Origin of the sequence: uncultured Allofournierella sp., assembly GCA_944382705.1 — a bacterium.
Classification (GTDB): domain Bacteria; phylum Bacillota; class Clostridia; order Oscillospirales; family Ruminococcaceae; genus Allofournierella.
Window position 1 is genome coordinate 1 of sequence record CALWNE010000038.1, and the last position, 17,845, is coordinate 17,845.

A 17,845-nucleotide genomic window follows, 5' to 3' on the forward strand; every position below is an offset into this window, starting at 1 on the left:
CTCATTTATCCAATAAGGTGTCCTGCTCCATGAAGTACATCCGGGATGATGCATTACAGACAGCCTTTGTAACCATGCTTAACAAGCTAATCTACAGCCACAAGCTGGTCTTGAAGCCGTATCAGAGGGCCATAGCGAATCATTCAAAGGACAAAGCACTTCAAAGAATTCAGCAACTGGAGAGTTTGCTGGAGCAAAATTTGGAGCAAAGAGAAACCCTTATGAAGCTTATGACCACGGGATATATCGATCAAGTGCTTTATAATCGAGAGAATAATGCTCTGCTTACCCAGGCTGATGAATATTGGGCAAGTGTTGAAGCCATCAAAGCTAATATGACGGGTGATGCAGCAAAGCTAAACGAAACAGCAAAGTTGCTCCGATTTGCAGAGCAAAATGATATGCTGCAGGATTTTAATGAAGATCTCTTTACAGACTTTGTCGACCACATTCAAGTGTTCAGTCGTAACGAAATCGGGTTTGTCCTAAAATGCGGGCTTACCCTCAAAGAAAGGATTGGTGAGTAAATGGGCCATACCCCTTTTGGTTATCGAATAGAAAACGGTGTGGCGGTTATCGATAAGGTTGCCGCTGCACAAATCAAAGCACTTTATTCTGCTTATCTTAAAGGACTCTCCCTGGAAAGGGCGGCCTCTGAAGCAGGCATTAAAACCTATCACGGAACGGTCAAGCGGATGATGGAAAATAAGCACTATCTTGGTGATGATTTTTATCCTGCCATTATTGACCATAAAACCTTTTATGCGGCTCAGGAGGAACGAAAGCGTCGGGCCACAAGGCTTGGTCGCAATCATCGAAAAAAGGAGCAACGAGCCATACGGGTACCGACTGCTTTTACCATGAAGCCAAGCATACAGTATGACCCAAATCCGAAAAAGCAAGCAGAATATCTCTACAGCTTAATCGAAAGCGAGGCGTAATCAATGAGAAATGTTATGGTGATTCCTGCAAAAAGACAGGTTGGAAATTCCGTCCGTCAAGACACAAAGCCAAGGCTACGAGTCGCATCGTACTGTCGTGTCAGTACCGACAGCGACGAACAGGCCACCAGCTATGAGGCACAGGTGTCTCACTATACCGAGTACATTCAAAAGAACCCGGAGTGGGAATTTGCAGGAATCTTTGCTGATGACGGTATCTCCGGCACCAACACCAAAAAGCGTGAGGAATTCAATCGCATGATTGAAGAATGCGAAGCTGGAAATATCGACATGATTATTACCAAGTCAATCAGCCGCTTTGCGCGAAACACGCTGGATTGCTTGAAGTATATTCGGAAACTGAAGGATTTGAATATCCCTGTTTTCTTCGAAAAGGAATCCATCAATACCATGGACGCCAAGGGTGAGGTGCTTCTCACCATTATGGCTTCACTGGCACAGCAGGAGTCCCAATCCTTAAGCCAGAATGTAAAGCTTGGTCTTCAGTTCCGTTACCAGAATGGTCAAGTGCAAATAAACCACAATCGTTTTCTGGGGTACACAAAGGATGCAAACGGGCATCTTATCATTGACCCTGAACAGGCTGAGGTGGTCAAACGCATCTACCGGGAATACCTGGAAGGATTCAGCATGGACAAGATTGCCGCCGGGTTGGAGCGTGACGGTATTCTTACCGGAGCAGGAAAAACAAGGTGGCACACCAGCACCATCAACAAGATTTTGAGAAACGAGAAATACATCGGTGACGCTCTTTTGCAAAAGACTTACACCACCGATTTTCTCAGCAAAACCCGTGTAAAGAACAATGGCATTGTTCCGCAGTACTATGTGGAAGGCAACCACGAAGCCATCATTCCTCGAAATATTTATATGCGGGTACAGGAAGAGCTTGTTCGTAGGCGTGTTGTAAAAACCAGTGCCAACGGCAAAAAAAGAAGCTACAGTTGCAACCACTGCTTTTCACAGATTGTGGTCTGTGGAGAATGCGGAGAACTGTTTCGCCGGATTCATTGGAACAATCGCGGATGTAAATCCATTGTATGGCGTTGCATCAGCAGACTGGAGCCCACCGGGCAGGAATGTCACGCCAGAACCGTCAACGAAACTGTTCTGGAAAATGTGGTGCTGGCCGCCATCAACGAGATGCTTGGCGACAAGCCTGGATACCAGGAACAGCTTCAGCAGAACATTGCGGCAGCAATCCGCTCTGCTTCCACAGAGACGGATGACATCGATGAAAAGCTGATGGCGCTTCAACAGGAGTTGATTCAAAAGGCGAACAACAAGAAAAGCTACGATGCGGTTGCCGGTGGAATTCTAAGGCTTAGGGAACTAAAACAGCAAAGCGCCATGGACACATCCGCCCGTGACGAGCAGATTCGTCGCATCAATGAACTGCAGGATTTCATCCGTAAGCAGCCCACGCATTTGACCGAGTTTGATGAAAGCCTGGTCAAACGCTGGCTCAAACAAATTACCGTCTACGATAACCATTTCATAGTGGAATTGAAGTCGGGACTCAGAATTGAAATTGAAGAATAAGCTCCATATACAAGCGAACCCCTCTCAGCCGTGATGGTTGAGAGGGGTTCGCATATATAATTACACAAGGTACTGATTTATTTCTATTTCTTCAATATTAGGCCGTGAAAGCATCCATGTTGTTTTTCCAAATGTATCTCGGAAGAACACCATATGCCAATGAGTTATATTCCCGTCTTCGTCTTTCGACACATTTAGGTGTTCAAGTTTAGATTCAATGGCGTCGACTGGTAGCACTATCAAGGTTTTCTCATCTTTACATCCATAAACCACATACTTTTCGGTACAATCTGAAAGTTCATCTAGTGGATTTCTGCGATAAGCAAACCAATACTTCTCTCTACTTCCTTGTGTATACATTTTCGAAGTAGTAATCACATATCCGCACTTGCCATCTGTAGATTTATATGTGCTTCTTCCAACTTTTAATAAATGAGTATTTAGTGTTTCAGCAAGACGAAGAAGGCACTTATCTGCAAAGCGCATGTGTTTACTAGTTTGTTCATCTGATTTCTTTGCAACAATCACCTTCTGAACTACTTCGGATTCCGTTGACTCAATTTCCTCATATCTGATGCCCAAGGATTCACACAGAAGATGCTTCAGCTTATCAAATCTTTTTGTACAGTAGTCCGTATAATATTCTTTCAGAACAGCAAAATCTTCTGGCTTCTCATACGGCATATCCATCCACTCGAGATCGTCACTTTCGGTAAAACTATACTTTCTTTCAACCTCTGCAAGATCAATATGCTGCAAATATTTTTTGTCTTGATAGAAATTTTTGGCACCCTTGCTACGGTTTACATGTTCTGGCAAATAGCATAAGTTAGCTATACAACTAATCGGAAGCCCTTCACCACTACAAGCCTCTATCAACTTCCGCATTTGCTCCTTTGGTGCAATATGTTCAACATCAAAACGATCTATAGAAAGCTGATCCTTTGCCATAAAAGTATTTAGATAGATGTAGTTCAGAATGACATATTCCTCACTTTTTGGATTTGCAATGTTCTTCTTCTCGGTACGGAGCATAGACCGCTCAAAAAAACCATCCAATGCGACCATCCACGCACGGCTTGGAATTTCCATCATATAACGATTAGGTTTAGCTGCACTGTGTATTTTTCCGGTACCACCCTCAGACCAATATTTAGTGATGATATCATACACATAATACTGAACAAGATTTCTGGCGATTTTTTGCTTGCGTTCCTGCCAGGTACCCGAAAAATGAGCATAATCTGTCCCAACATACATCTCCTTGAAGGTAGTGGAAATCATCGACAGAATCTGATATTTGGAATGGAATATTTTGTTTGTATCTCTAGAATTCCCCTTGAATTTTGTAACCACAAGAATGGAATCTCGCACGAACTCGATTGCTTTATACAAAGCCGCCTCAAAAGCATTCACATCTAAGGTGTACAGATTCTGATATAAGGTCTTTATTTTGTCTGTGTCATTAAGACAGGCATTTACCAACTCGAATGCTAATGGGTTTACGGTATCTTCGGCAAGGTTCTTATTGAAGGCAAGGATATCATACTTTTCAACCAGATGCTTGCTCAAGCCAAAGAGGTATTCAAAGGCATTCACAGTCTTCTGAGTTCGCATTTCCTCACGATTGTATCCATGAATCTTGAAATCATCTTCTTCAAAGGTGTCGTATTTACGAACTACACGTTCTACAATATCGGTATTTTTTATAGCAAACTTCTGATTAACTGGCCATGCAGCTGCATATACCTCATATTGATCGAGAGGAGTTCCCTGAGAATTGATTCTATCAAAGATTTCTGGAAGATTGTTTTCGTCACCCGTATACACGATAACCGGAATGATTGTGCTGGCAATCCTATCATATAAATCCTGTCTCTCCTCAAAAAAGAGCTTGATTACCTCAATAAGTTGCCCAATTGGTTCATAACCTGCCGAAAACTCATGGGAAATTTGTTTTGCCACAGAGAAATATTGCAAATTTTTGAAAGTTTTTTGGGATTTAATGAATGTAGTTAAAATACTACGGATTTTAGAGTACAATTCTTTATCATCAGACTGATAAACCAGTTCTAATATGCTAGAACAGAAGTTATCTGAAATACTATCATCGTAAAAGAATGCCGTAGGATTTGTCATGTATTTTTTGATGCTATTACCGCGTTGCAAACCATCAACCAAGATATATGTGCGTTTATTATCTTCGTATGTTTCGTAGAACAGCATCGTACCAACAGGATATCCCTTAATCAAAGAGTCGATAAACTTCTGCTCTTGAGTTTTTTTCCAGCGTTTTCCTCTTTGGAACATAGGAACTACGATTCGTTTATTATCTTTATGCATATCCTGTAAAGCACTTGATAAATCCTGCAGACTCCAATTTTCGCAAGCGCATCCTGCCATTTTGCATCTCTTCTTTCGTGTTTATTTTTCACGGCAACAGTTAATCTGTATATACAATCACATTATACAAAATTTCATTATCTGAAAAAACATTCCAGAAATTAATTATTTGATTAATTATCGGTGTGAACTCTGGACACATGATTTTCAGATAAGCAAATGGATTATTTTAACAGTGGGTGAAGTTACATTGCTCTTGGCTTTTCTTAGCAATTTACTTGCTTCTTTATAGACTTCATTTCAACAATATTTACACTTGTCCTTTATTTCCATTAGGAACGCTAACTTCACTGAAATTAAATTTTACACTTTTGGGTATGTCTAACGAAACTACGTCATTTTTAAACTCCATTGACTATCAACGCCTCCTTCATATCCAATCCACTGTCCAACGGCCCCTCCAAACCTCGAGTAGGCGAAACTGCTGCCAAGGTAAAATATTCAATCCGCACACTGGCAGGTTGTGGCATGGGTTTAGATAACAGAAATTCCCCTTCGATATGTTCCCACAAATAGGAACAGTTTGGTGAGGGGAATTGCTGTCAGTTCTGAAAGATACCGAAAAATGCCATAAATAAGCCGTTTTCTGTACTTTATTTATCTGTTTTTGACATCAAGACTACCGTCTCAACATGCTCTGTATGGGGGAATAAATCCACAGGCTGAATCCAGTGTGCTTTCCAGCCTTTACCGCACAGATACTGCAAATCACGCTGCTGGGTTTCTGCATTGCAGGACACATACACCACCCGCTGGGGAGAAAGAGCGTCCACTGCCTGCAAAAACTCCGGGGTGCTTCCTGCACGGGGTGGGTCCAGAAATACCACATCAGCCTGCTGGCCTTCCTGGGCCATTCGCTGGATAGCACTGGTGGCATCGGCGCAAACAAACCGGGCGTTGGAAATGCCGTTGGCCTTGGCGTTTTGGATGGCGCACTGCACGGCACTGCGGTTTTGTTCCAACCCCAGCACCTCTTTTGCCTTGCTGGCGCAGGCAAGACCAATGGTGCCAACTCCACAATAGGCGTCAATAACACGCTGGCTGCCATCCAGCCCGGCGGCACGGATGGCGGTTTGATACAGAAGCTCGGTTTGAACCGGATTAATTTGATAAAAACTAGCGGCACTGATGCGGAAACTCACACCACACAGAGAGTCCTGAATGTATCCCTTTCCGTATAGGATTTTTTCGCTGTTTCCCAGTACAGCGCTGGAATACCGGGCGTTGATGTTCTGCACAATGGTGCTTACCTGGGGGCACAGCTGACGCACCTTCTGTACAAAGGTACGGGAGCCGGGCAGGGCAGACTGGCTGGTAACCAGGCAAATTAGAATTTCATCGGTTTTTAAACTGTGACGCACCAAAACATGGCGCAGCAAACCGGTACGGCGGTCCTCATCGAAGGGTTCGTACCGGCAGGCCTGCGCTGCCTGGCGCACCGCCTGAATGGCGTGGTCCAAAGCTGGGTTATGGAGCAAACATTCCTGTACGGGAATCACCCGATGGGTGCCTTGGGCATAGATGCCGCTTTGCAAGCTGCGCTTTGGCCCGGCGGTAAAGGTGGAGATGGCTTTGTTGCGGTAATGCCAGGGGTTTTCCAGGGCAAGAATGGGCTGCACCGGCCCAAAGTGGCCCAATAGTTTTTGAACCTGAGCCTGTTTTTGCTCCAGCTGTTTGGGGTAGGGCAGATGCAGCAGCGGACAGCCACCGCAGCCGGATTTTTTGTGAATACAGGTTGTTTGCTTCATGATTATTTAATTTCCTTCCGTGCAGTTGGCTGCGTCGATGGCCAGTACTACCATAACGCAGAGCAATGCATCTTGTTCGTTCTGAATGTCCATTGTATAGGTATCGGTCCAGTTCAGCAGCTGCTTGCTGGCTTGCATCACACAGCGTCCGGCAGGATCGGTGATTTGGTAGTCCCAACCCAGCCAGTTGCCCTGGATGTTCCAGCCGTTGCAGTCTAACTGGAAGCGAGGCTTAAATAAGGTGAATTCCTTGCGCAATAAGCCAATTTCCTGGCCATTTTCGTCCAGCAGAAAAAACTGGGGCAAAAAAGCAAGGAATTTTTGCTGCACAGTACCAAGCACCTGGCCCTGTGCGTTGGAGATTTCCAGCCGATGCCCCCAGGATACTTTACCCTCAACCCGGAACACGGCCTCGCCATATTCGTTGTAAATGTCGTAGCTATCGAACCAGGAGAATAAACGCTGTTTGAAAAGCAGTTTCATGGGGCAAACCTCCTTAGCAATGATGCAAATAAAATAGAGCAGGGCAGTTTTGGCAGTCCATTTTGGATTGCGGGAGAGCTGCTGCAAGTGCTTGGTATCCATTGTATCACAAACGGCGGGCAAACGCCATGGTTCGGCAATCGATGCCGGAGTGGGCGCTGGGCTTGGCTAAAAGCAACCGATGAAATTGGATAATAAAAATAATAAAATGGTAACAATATTTGAAGTTTTCATTGAAAATGACAACAAGCTGTGCTACAATCAAATTAACATAATTCCGAAAAAGTATTACTTTTATGAGGTGACTAAATTATGAGCAGACTGGAGATTCCTACCCCAAGTCGGTCGCAGCTGGTGATCGAGGGTCTTTATAAAGACCTGGAGCGCCGTATCGAAGCGAGCCCGCCGGGTCTTTGCCCTGTGGACATCACCCGTGCATTTTTGGAACTGTGCCATGCCCAAACCTGCGGCAAGTGCGTACCTTGCCGGGTGGGCCTGCTGCAGCTGAAACATCTGATTACCGATGTACTTAATGGCAAGGCCACCATGGACACCCTCACCCTGATGGAAGAAACAGCAAAATCCATTATGGAAACTTCGGACTGTGCCATAGGTTACGAAGACGCTGATATGGTATACAAAAGGTTGATTGGATGCCGGGAGGACTATGAGCAGCACATTCAGGTAGGGCGCTGCACCTGCACTTACCACCAGCCCGTGCCCTGTGTGGCGCTGTGCCCGGCTCATGTGGATATTCCCGGCTATATTGCCCTGGTGGGTGAGGGACGCTATGAGGATGCTATCCGTCTGATCCGTAAGGATAATCCGTTCCCCACAACCTGCGGCTTTATCTGCGAAAACCCCTGCGAAGCCCGCTGCCGCCGCAATATGGTGGATGATGCCATCAACATTCGTGGGCTCAAGCGCATGGCGGCAGATTATGCAGGCAAGGTGCCTCCGCCGGCCTGTGCCCCCAGCACCGGCAAAAAGGTTGCCGTGGTGGGTGGTGGCCCCGGCGGCCTGTCTGCTGCCTATTATCTTCAGCTGATGGGCCACCAGGTAACTGTATTTGAAGCCATGCCCAAGCTGGGCGGTATGCTCCGGTACGGTATTCCTAACTATCGTCTGCCCAAAAATCGCCTGGAAGATGATATTAACAACATTCTGGAAACAGGCGTGGAAGTGCGCTATGGGATGCGCATTGGCAAGGATATTACCATTCAGCAGCTTCGCAGCGAATTTGATGCAGTGCTTATTTCCATTGGTGCCAGCAGCGATAAAAAGCTGGGCCTGGAGCACGAGGATGCCCCTGGTGTGATGTCTGCGGTGCAGTTTTTGCAGATGGTGGGTCTGGAGCAGCCCCTGGATCTCACCGGGCAGGATGTGGCCATTGTGGGTGGCGGCAATGTTTCTATGGATGCGGTGCGTACCGCCGTTCGCCTGGGCGCCAAAAAGGTGAGCATCGTGTACCGCCGCCGCACTGCCGATATGACCGCTTTGCCTGCCGAAATCGAAGGTGCTGTGGCAGAGGGCGTAGAAGTACGCACCCTGATGGCCCCCAGCCGGATTGAGCTGGATGAGAAGGGCCATGTGGCTGGTTTGTGGGCAACCCCCCAAATGATTAGCTGCATTCGAGATGGTCGAGCCAGTGTTGTGCCTACCGGCGAAGAAGATGTACTGATTCCCTGTACTACGCTCATTGTGGCCATTGGCCAGAGCATTGAGACCGAGCACTTCCAGAATGCAGGCGTGCCTGTGGAGCGAGGCAAAATCATGGCCGAAAAATTTGGCGGCTTTGCCAACATTCCCGGTGTATTTGCAGGGGGTGACTGCGCCACTGGCCCAGCCACTGTAATTCGTGCCATTGCGGCTGCAAAGGTAGTGGCTGCAAATATTGACGAATATCTGGGCTTCAACCATGAAATTACCTGTGATGTGGAGATTCCGGACCCTGATTTGAGTGACCGTTCTGCCTGCGGCCGTGTGGAAATGACCGAGCGGGAAGCCTGTGAGCGAATTCACGACTTTGAAGGGGTAGAAAACTGCATGAGTAAAAAGGAAGCCTGTCAGGAAGCGGGCCGCTGCCTGCGGTGCGACCATTTCGGCTTCGGTATCTTTAAGGGAGGGCGTGAAAAGGTATGGTAACTTTAACGATTGACGGCCGCACTTTAAGTGTTCCGGAGGGAACAACCATTCTGGAGGCTGCGGCGCAGATTCAGATTTCCATTCCCAAGCTTTGCTACCTTAAAAAAATCAACGAAATCGGCGCTTGCCGTGTGTGTGCGGTAGAGCTGGAAGGCAATGAGCGGCTCATTACTTCCTGCAACAATGTGGTGCAGGAGGGTATGGTGATTTACACCAACAGCCCCAAAGTGCGCCAGCACCGGCGCAACACCGTGCAGCTGATTCTTTCTCAGCACGACTGCAAGTGTGCCACCTGCGTTAAAAGTGGAAACTGCTCTTTGCAGACCATTGCCAACGATCTGAATATCTACGAAATTCCCTTTGGCGAGCGCTTGGAACATCAGCCCTGGGATAAGCAGTTCCCCCTGATTCGCAATTCCGCCAAGTGCATCAAGTGTATGCGCTGCATTCAGGTGTGTGATAAAATTCAGAGCCTGAACATTTGGGATTTAGAGGGTACCGGTGCCCGTTCCACCGTTAATGTGTCCGGCAGCCGCACCATCAACGAGGCCGACTGCTCTCTGTGTGGTCAGTGCATTACGCACTGTCCCGTAGGGGCACTTACCGAGCGGGATGACACCGAACAGGTGTGGAATGCCATTGCAGACCCCAAAAAGATTGTGGTGGCACAGGTTGCCCCCGCAGTGCGTACTGCCTGGGGCGAAGCCTTTGGCATGAGCCGTCAGGAGGCTACTGTTGGCAAAATCCTGGATGCCCTCAAGCGCATGGGGGTAGACTATGTGTTTGATACTACCTTCTCGGCTGATTTGACCATTATGGAAGAAGCCAACGAGTTTTTGGAACGGTTCCAAAAAGGGGAAACACGGGTGCAGCCCATGTTTACATCCTGCTGCCCTGGCTGGATTCGTTTTATCAAATCTCAATATCCGCACATGGTACCGTATCTGTCCAGCGCTAAATCTCCTCAGCAGATGTTTGGCTCGGTGATTAAATCCTACTTTGCACAAAGCCTGGGGGTAAAGCCGGAGCAAATTTTCACCGTATCGGTCATGCCCTGCCTTGCTAAGAAGGGCGAGCGAAACATGGAACTGTTTTACGGAGAGTACGCCGGCCACGAAACGGATGTGGTTATTACAACCCGTGAGCTGACCCGCATGATGCGTTCGGCTCACATCCAGCCCAGTACCCTGCAAGACCGTGCCGCAGACCCGCTGATGGGAGAGGGAACCGGCGCAGGTGTAATTTTTGGTGCCACCGGCGGCGTGATGGAAGCTGCACTGCGCACTGCCTATTACCTGGTAAACGGAAAAAATCCCCCGGCAGATGCTTTCTGTACGGTGCGGGCCAAGGATGAGAACCTGGGAACGGTGCATGCAGAGTTTGATTTTGGCGGAGTAACCGTAAAAACCGCAGTGGTAAGCGGGCTGGGAAATACCCGCAAGCTGCTGGAACGCCTGCAAAAAGGGGAGGTGCACTACGACTTTGTGGAGGTTATGGCCTGCCCCGGCGGTTGCGTAGGTGGCGGTGGCCAGCCGGTGCACGATGGTCAGGAACTGGCACTGGAACGGGGCAGCAATCTGTATGAGCTGGACCGGGCCTATAAACTGCGCTTCTCCCACGAAAACCCCGATGTTATCAAACTGTACGAAGATTACATGGAGCGGCCGCTGTCCCACCGGGCTCATCAGTTGCTGCACACGGATCATCAAGCGTGGGAAATGCCCCTGGCGCCTGCCCGCAAAAAATAACATTGCAGTTGCCTGAGCGTTTGCCATAAGCACATAACAACCCCTGCGGCGGAATGAGTTGCCACAGGGGTTGTTTTTATGAACGAGAGAAAAAAGCGGAAAAGATGTGGAGTATAGCATATAAAATAAGGTAAGCGATTAGCAGGAACTGCGCAAGCCAGTTGAACAAGGGGAGATCTACACAGGAAAAAGCCCCCTGCTTGAGCAAGAAAACCACGCATCTGCCTTGAAATCCGGTGCTGTTTATTGTAGAATGTTAAGGAGAATATTGCAATCAGGCGGTGTGTATATGAAATACAAGCGTATTTTGCTTAAAGTCAGCGGCGAGGCCCTGGCTGGAGAAAAAGGAACTGGGTTTGATGATGCTACGATGGAAGCCATCTGCGATGGCATTAAAAAGGCATATGATCTGGGCGCCCAGATTGGCTTGGTAGTAGGTGGCGGCAACTTCTGGCGCGGCCGCACCAGTGGCAAGATGGAGCGTACCTGCGCCGATAAAATCGGTATGCTGGCCACCGTGATGAACTGCCTGGCGGTGGCAGATAAGCTGGAGCAGCTGGGGGTACCCACTCAGGTACAGAGTTCTCTGGTAATGCCTCAGGTTGCGGATGTATTTACACGCAACAGTGCAGTGGCAAGCATGGAAGCGGGCAAGGTGGTTTTGTTTGCCGGCGGTACTGGCAATCCCTTCTTTTCCACCGATACCGCCAGCGCACTGCGGGCCATTGAAACTGGCTGCGACATTATGTTCAAGGCTACGATGGTGGACGGTGTCTATGACAAAGACCCCAAAAAGCATGCCGATGCAGTGAAGTACGATACTTTGAGCTTCACCGAGGTGCTGCAAAAGAATCTTGCAGTAATGGATGGTACTGCCGCAACCCTTTGCCGTGAGAACAAGCTGCCTATCCTGGTGTTCGATCTGGCCGATCCTGCCAACATTGCCCGGGCTGTAGAGGGCGAATCCATCGGAACCCTGGTGGTGGAAGCGTAATACAAACCGGCTTACAGTGCCGATTTTTTTAAAACAACCTTTTTAAAAGGAGAAACAAACTATGAGCACCTATACCAAAGTATACGAAGAAAAAATGCAGGGCGCTATTGCCCATCTGGGCCGTGAGCTGGCTTCCATCCGTGCAGGCCGTGCAAACCCCGCTATTCTGGATAAAGTAACCGTGGATTACTATGGTACCGCTACCCCCATTAACCAGATGGCAGCCGTGGCTGTGGCAGAAGCCCGCATTCTGACCATCACTCCCTGGGACAGCACCCTGCTGCACCCCATTGAGCACGCTCTGCTGGCTAGCGACATTGGCATTAACCCCACCAACGATGGCCGTGTAATCCGGCTGGTATTCCCCGCTCCCACCGAGGAGCGCCGTCGTCAGCTCACCAAGGATGTACAGAAGCTGGGCGAGGAAGCCAAGGTAGCCGTGCGCAATGTGCGCCGTGAGGCCATGGATAAGTTTAAGGCGCTGAAAAAGAACAGCGAAATCACCGAAGACGATCAGAAGAACCTGGAAGATGAGATGCAGAAGATCACCGATAAGTTCGTAAAGCAGATTGATAAGGATTGCGAACTGAAAAACCAGGAGATCATGGAAATCTGATTATTCATACAGGTTTTATGAGTGTTGCCGCACGCATAATATTGTGTGCGGCAACATTTTGCATAGGGAGGAACTAGTAGGATGACACATCCAGAGGAGTTTGCAAAAGGTCTGAGTGTAGGCATTATTATGGATGGCAACGGCCGTTGGGCCAAAAAGCGGGGACTGCCCCGCACAGCCGGCCATAAAAAGGGCGCAAAGGTGTTTCAGGAAATCACCGATTATTGCGATAGCCTGGGCATGGATTCGGTAACGGTGTATGCCTTTTCTACCGAAAACTGGAAGCGTCCCATGGAGGAAGTAAGCGCCATCATGAAGCTGTTTGGCGAATACCTGCTGAAAGCCTTTGACTACAAAAACCGCAATGTCCGGGTTAAATTTTTGGGCGAACGCCAGCAGCTGGATGCCCGCTTGCAAAAATTGATGGATGAAATCGAGCAGGATACCGCTCACAAAACCGGCATGACCCTGAATGTTGCCATCAATTACGGCGGCCGACAGGAAATTACCCATGCAGCACGGCAATTGGCCCAACAAGTCAAGGAAGGCAAGCTGGAGCCGGAGCAGATTACCGAAGCCATGCTCAGCGACTGCATGTATACCCATGGGCAAAAGGATCCGGATTTTATTTTGCGTCCCAGTGGAGAAAAGCGACTGTCTAACTTTATGCTGTGGCAGGCCGCCTACTCGGAACTGGTTGAGATGGATGTGCTCTGGCCAGATTTTACCCGTGAGCATATGGATCAGGCCATCGAAGAATTCAACCGCCGCAGCCGCCGTTTTGGCGGCATTTAAGCCAGGCGGGGAAAGGATGGTATTCTGGTGAAAACTCGATTAATGACCGCCGCAGTGGGCCTATGTGTACTGGCGGCAGTGATGCTGTTTTTTGATACCCTCGTGTTTGAAACCGTTGTGGCACTCATTGCGCTGATTGGCATTCATGAAATTTACAACGCATTTGCACTGGGTAAAGGCACTGCACACATTTTTTACGCATTTATTCCGTATACTCTCCTTGTAATGTTTTCCAATGTGCCGCTGGTGAAAATGCTGTTGGTGCCCGGTACCTTTGTGCTGGGTTTGTATCTGGCCTGCTGCGTAATCAGGCACAGCCAAACGCTGAATGCGGCTAAACTGGGCGGCATGACGATGTATAGCGCTATGCTGCTGTGGAGCCTGTTCTCTTTTGTGTTCATCAAGCATCAGCTGGGCAATATGTACGAAGCAGTATATCTTATCCTGCTTATTTTGTGCTTTGCCTGGGGCGGAGACAGTGCGGCCTATTTTGCAGGCTGTTACTTTGGCAAACACAAGCTGGCACCGGTGGTAAGTCCCCACAAAACGGTGGAAGGTGCCATTGGCGGTGTGCTGGGCTCCGGCGTACTGGGGGTAATGTGTACCTATGCTGCCATAGGCATTACGCAGTTGCTGGGCAGCTATGAAAGCTGTCCGCTGCTAATCTACCTGGGGCAGCATTCCTCCAGCATCCTGGTGGTTTTTGTGATAGGCATGGTCTGCTCGGTGCTGGGCATCCTGGGTGATTTGTTCGCCAGCGCAGTGAAGCGCCAGTGCCAGATTAAAGATTACGGTACCATTTTCCCCGGCCATGGCGGTATTTTGGATCGGTTTGATAGCGTTACCTTCATCGCCCCAGCTATGGGCATTCTGGTTTGGCTGGTTACCAAGTACCTGCTGAACCCATAAATAAGGAGCATGGATATGGCAAAAAAACTCACCCTGCTTGGTTCTACCGGGTCTATTGGCACCCAAAGCCTGGATGTTGCCCGCACCCAAGGCTATGAAGTATTTGCACTGGCGGCCCACTCCAATGTGGATTTGCTGGAGCAGCAGATTGCAGAGTTTCACCCCAAGTATGTAGCGGTGGTGGACCCTGCGGCGTACACTCGTTTGCAGCAGCGTCTGGCAGGCACTGCTTTTGCGCCCAAGCTGCTGCAGGGGGCCGAAGGTTTGGTGGAGCTGGCTAAGATGGATGGTCCCGATGTGGTGCTGAACGCAGTGGTTGGCATTGCTGGCCTGGGTGCAACCCTTGCCGCACTGGAAAATGGCCACGATGTGGCCTTGGCCAACAAAGAAAGCCTGGTTACCGGTGGCCATCTGGTCATGCAGGCAGCTGCACAGCATGGTACCCGGCTGCTGCCGGTGGATAGCGAACATTCCGCAATTTTTCAGTGCTTGCAGGATCCTTACTCTGCAAAAACCCTCACAAAAATTCTGCTCACTGCTTCCGGCGGTCCCTTCTTTGGCATGAAGGCAGACCAGCTGGCAGGCAAAACACGGCAGGATGCGCTTAAACATCCCAATTGGAGCATGGGCGCAAAAATCACCATCGACTCCGCCACGCTCATGAATAAGGGCCTGGAACTGATTGAAGCCGTCTGGCTGTTTGACCTGCCCCCCGAAAAGGTGGAAGTGGTGGTACAGCGCCAGAGCATCATTCATTCTATGGTGCAGTTCAGCGACAACTCCATTTTGGCCCAGCTGGGTGTACCGGATATGCGCATTCCCATTCAATATGCGCTTACCTGGCCGGAGCGTTTGCCGGGCGCAACCCCTGAGCTGGATTTCAGCACCCTGAAATCTATTACCTTTGACCAGCCCGACGAGGAGACCTTCCGCTGTTTGGCTGCCTGCAAAAAGGCCATTCAGAAGGGCGGGCTTGCACCCTGTGCAGCCAACGGAGCCAACGAGGAAGCAGTCCGTTTGTTCCTGGAAGACAAAATTGGCTTTTTGGACATTGGCCGTCTGGTGGAAGCCGTGGTGGATAGCGATAGCTTCGGCGGCAGCTACCAGTTAGCCGATGTATACGAATGCGACCGGATGGCTCGCCGTTTTGTACAAGAGCATCTGTAATCAATAAGGAGGCATTGCTTTGTCCATTCTTATCACCGCACTGGTTTCAATTCTGATTTTTGGCTTGGTGGTGCTTATTCATGAGTTGGGGCACTTCGTCTGCGCCAAACGGGCAGGCATCCAAGTAAACGAGTTTTCCATTGGTATGGGACCGGCGCTCTTGAAAAAGATATACAACGGTACCCAATACAGCATCCGTCTGCTGCCCATTGGCGGATATGTAATGATGGAAGGGGAGGACGAGGAGCTGGAGGAAAAAGAACTCCAATCTACGGATTGGGGCAAAGCGCAGGAGCCCTCACTCCAGCCCGCCGGTATTCCGTATCCGCAGGCAAAGGTGTGGAAACGCATGATTGTAGTGGCCGCTGGTGCCATTATGAATTTTGTTTTGGGTTTTGTGGTGCTGGGAGTGGTGTTCGGTTTCTTTAGCGGCGAAAGTCTTGGTTCCAGCCGTGTGGTTGCCCAGGTAGAGCCAGGTTCTGTGCTGGAACAGGCAGGCCTTCAGGCAGGGGACGAAATTGTTGCAATCAATGGCCACCACTGCTTTACCAGCGGGGATATTTCCTACGAGCTCTCTCGTTTGCAGGATCAAACTGCAAGCTTTACGGTGCTCCGTGAGGGTACCAAGATACAGCTGGAGAAGGTTACTTTTCCGGTGGAGCAGCAGGGCGAAACCCAGGCCATGGACATTGGCTTTCGCGTTCAGCCGGTGGCCAAAACCCCCTGGAATGTGGTAAAGCAGGCCGCTAGCTACACCGTGTTCTATGCTCGGCTGGTGGCCCGGTCTCTGTGGGATGTACTAACCGGGTACACCAGTGTCAACCAGCTTTCTGGGCCGGTGGGTATTGTGAATACCATTGGGCAGGCTACCACCATGGGCGCAGATCAGGTGCTCAGCATTCTGGCATTGATTACAGTAAACCTGGGCGTATTCAATCTTTTGCCGTTTCCGGCATTGGATGGTGGCAAGCTGGTGTTTCTTGCTTTGGAAGGCATCTTCCGTAAACCCATCCCCAAAAAATTTGAAATCGTGGTGAATGCAGCGGGCATGCTGTGCCTGTTTGGCCTCATGCTGTATGCCACCTTTAACGATATTCTCAGATTGTTCTAACGCCAAAGGAGGGCGTTACTATGCGAATACAAAAGCGAGAAGTGAAAATCGGCAACATTGTGGTGGGCGGTAACCACCCTGTGGCTGTGCAAAGTATGCTGAATGTACCGGTGGCAGACATTGCCGGCAATGTGGAACAAGCTAAACGCCTGGAGCAGGCTGGCTGCCAGATTTTGCGGGGCAGCGTTCCCACCTTGGAGGATGTTCGGCTGGTGGAAGCTGTAAAAAATGCAGTGGACATTCCCTTTGTAGCGGATATTCACTTCAACTACAAAATTGCACTGGCCTGCGTGGATGCAGGGGTGGATAAAATTCGCATCAACCCCGGCAACATCGGTGCGGACGAAAATGTTCGTGCCGTGGCGAAAGCCTGCAACGCCAAGAACATTCCCATTCGCATTGGTGTGAACAGCGGCAGCCTGGAAAAACACATTCTGGCCAAGTACGGGGCACCTGTACCCGAGGCTATGGTGGAGAGTGCGCTCTATCATGTGGCATTGCTGGAAAAGCACGATTTCAACAACATTGTAATCTCCATCAAGTCCAGCAATGTGCCCAGCATGATGCGGGCCTACCGGCTGCTGAGCCAGCAGTGTGATTATCCCCTCCATGTAGGTGTGACCGAGGCAGGTACCTACCGCATGGGCCTTATCAAGTCCGGCATGGGCATTGGCGGCCTGCTGATGGAGGGCATTGGCGATACCCTGCGGGTTTCCCTTACCGACGACCCCGAAAAGGAAGTTCAGGCAGGCTACGATATCCTGCGGGCAGCCGGGCACGCAGTGGGCGGCCCCGAAATCATCAGTTGCCCTACCTGTGGCCGTACCAACATTCAGGTAGCACAAATTGCCGACGAGGTGGAACGGCGCCTGAAGGGCTATAAAAAGCCCATTAAAATTGCAGTGATGGGCTGCGTGGTGAATGGCCCGGGCGAAGCACGGGAAGCAGACATCGGCATTGCAGGCGGCAAAGATGAAGCGCTTTTGTTTATCCGGGGCGAAAAAATCCGGATGCTGCGGGGCAATATCGTTGACCAGTTTGTGGAGGAGATTCTCAAATTATAAGCAGCACATACTGCCGTAAGCTATAAGAAAAAAGGCCCGATACTGTGTGATTTTCACAGTATCGGGCCTTTTTGTGTTCTGCAAAATAAAAAATCAGGCTTTAGTGACCACCCAGGGAAAGAAAGACCACCCAACAAACAATCAATCGGCAGCAAATG

General features: G+C 49.4%; 14 protein-coding genes and 1 pseudogene. 12 read left to right on the top strand and 3 right to left on the bottom strand.

The window, feature by feature from the left end:
* The 3 genes and pseudogenes from ACH2EM_RS05430 to ACH2EM_RS05440 form a co-directional block, all read left to right on the top strand.
* Window positions 1-527 (top strand): annotated as a pseudogene (locus ACH2EM_RS05430) (recombinase family protein); the annotation flags it as partial.
* Window positions 528-941 (top strand): recombinase family protein, encoded by a 414-nt coding sequence (locus ACH2EM_RS05435; protein ID WP_395151115.1) that lies wholly within the window; start codon window positions 528-530, stop codon window positions 939-941.
* Between the two features lie 3 nt (window positions 942-944).
* Window positions 945-2,504 (top strand): recombinase family protein, encoded by a 1,560-nt coding sequence (locus ACH2EM_RS05440; RefSeq protein ID WP_395151116.1) that lies wholly within the window; start codon window positions 945-947, stop codon window positions 2,502-2,504.
* A 60-nt stretch (window positions 2,505-2,564) separates the two neighbouring features.
* Here ACH2EM_RS05440 and ACH2EM_RS05445 read toward each other — a convergent pair whose 3' ends face one another.
* The 3 genes from ACH2EM_RS05445 to ACH2EM_RS05455 form a co-directional block, all read right to left on the bottom strand.
* Window positions 2,565-4,907 carry a DUF262 domain-containing protein gene (locus ACH2EM_RS05445; RefSeq protein ID WP_395151117.1) on the bottom strand — a complete coding sequence of 781 codons (2,343 nt, stop codon included), beginning with the start codon at window positions 4,905-4,907 and terminating at the stop codon, window positions 2,565-2,567.
* 593 nt (window positions 4,908-5,500) lie between these two features.
* The gene (gene rlmD / locus ACH2EM_RS05450; RefSeq protein ID WP_395151118.1) at window positions 5,501-6,655 is read right to left on the bottom strand and encodes a 23S rRNA (uracil(1939)-C(5))-methyltransferase RlmD; all 1,155 of its coding nucleotides are present in this window, start codon (window positions 6,653-6,655) and stop codon (window positions 5,501-5,503) included.
* A gap of 6 nt (window positions 6,656-6,661) precedes the next feature.
* Complete coding sequence (locus ACH2EM_RS05455) at window positions 6,662-7,138, bottom strand: LURP-one-related/scramblase family protein (RefSeq protein ID WP_395151119.1); 477 nt, start codon at window positions 7,136-7,138, stop codon at window positions 6,662-6,664.
* A gap of 312 nt (window positions 7,139-7,450) precedes the next feature.
* Between ACH2EM_RS05455 and ACH2EM_RS05460 the strand changes: the two genes are divergently transcribed.
* The 9 genes from ACH2EM_RS05460 (at window position 7,451) to ispG (ending at window position 17,687) form a co-directional block, all read left to right on the top strand.
* A complete protein-coding gene (locus tag ACH2EM_RS05460; RefSeq protein WP_395151120.1) occupies window positions 7,451-9,283 on the top strand; it encodes an NAD(P)-binding protein in 1,833 nt (610 codons plus the stop codon).
* Complete coding sequence (locus tag ACH2EM_RS05465; RefSeq protein WP_395151121.1) at window positions 9,277-11,031, top strand: [FeFe] hydrogenase, group A; 1,755 nt, start codon at window positions 9,277-9,279, stop codon at window positions 11,029-11,031. The genes ACH2EM_RS05460 and ACH2EM_RS05465 overlap by 7 nt, the downstream gene beginning before the upstream one ends.
* A gap of 283 nt (window positions 11,032-11,314) precedes the next feature.
* Window positions 11,315-12,025 (top strand): UMP kinase, encoded by a 711-nt coding sequence (gene pyrH, locus ACH2EM_RS05470; protein ID WP_395151122.1) that lies wholly within the window; start codon window positions 11,315-11,317, stop codon window positions 12,023-12,025.
* A gap of 61 nt (window positions 12,026-12,086) precedes the next feature.
* Window positions 12,087-12,641, top strand: a complete 555-nt coding sequence (frr, locus tag ACH2EM_RS05475) for a ribosome recycling factor (RefSeq protein WP_395151123.1) — start codon at window positions 12,087-12,089, stop codon at window positions 12,639-12,641.
* A gap of 81 nt (window positions 12,642-12,722) precedes the next feature.
* Window positions 12,723-13,436, top strand: a complete 714-nt coding sequence (locus ACH2EM_RS05480; RefSeq protein WP_395151124.1) for an isoprenyl transferase — start codon at window positions 12,723-12,725, stop codon at window positions 13,434-13,436.
* Between the two features lie 27 nt (window positions 13,437-13,463).
* On the top strand, window positions 13,464-14,345 hold the full coding sequence (locus ACH2EM_RS05485; RefSeq protein ID WP_395151125.1) for a phosphatidate cytidylyltransferase: 882 nt from the start codon (window positions 13,464-13,466) through the stop codon (window positions 14,343-14,345).
* Between the two features lie 15 nt (window positions 14,346-14,360).
* Window positions 14,361-15,512, top strand: coding sequence for a 1-deoxy-D-xylulose-5-phosphate reductoisomerase (locus tag ACH2EM_RS05490; protein ID WP_395151126.1), 1,152 nt, complete (start codon window positions 14,361-14,363; stop codon window positions 15,510-15,512).
* A gap of 19 nt (window positions 15,513-15,531) precedes the next feature.
* The gene (rseP, locus tag ACH2EM_RS05495; protein WP_395151127.1) at window positions 15,532-16,623 is read left to right on the top strand and encodes an RIP metalloprotease RseP; all 1,092 of its coding nucleotides are present in this window, start codon (window positions 15,532-15,534) and stop codon (window positions 16,621-16,623) included.
* Between the two features lie 20 nt (window positions 16,624-16,643).
* A complete protein-coding gene (gene ispG, locus ACH2EM_RS05500; protein ID WP_395151128.1) occupies window positions 16,644-17,687 on the top strand; it encodes a flavodoxin-dependent (E)-4-hydroxy-3-methylbut-2-enyl-diphosphate synthase in 1,044 nt (347 codons plus the stop codon).
* Window positions 17,688-17,845: the final 158 nt, after the last annotated feature.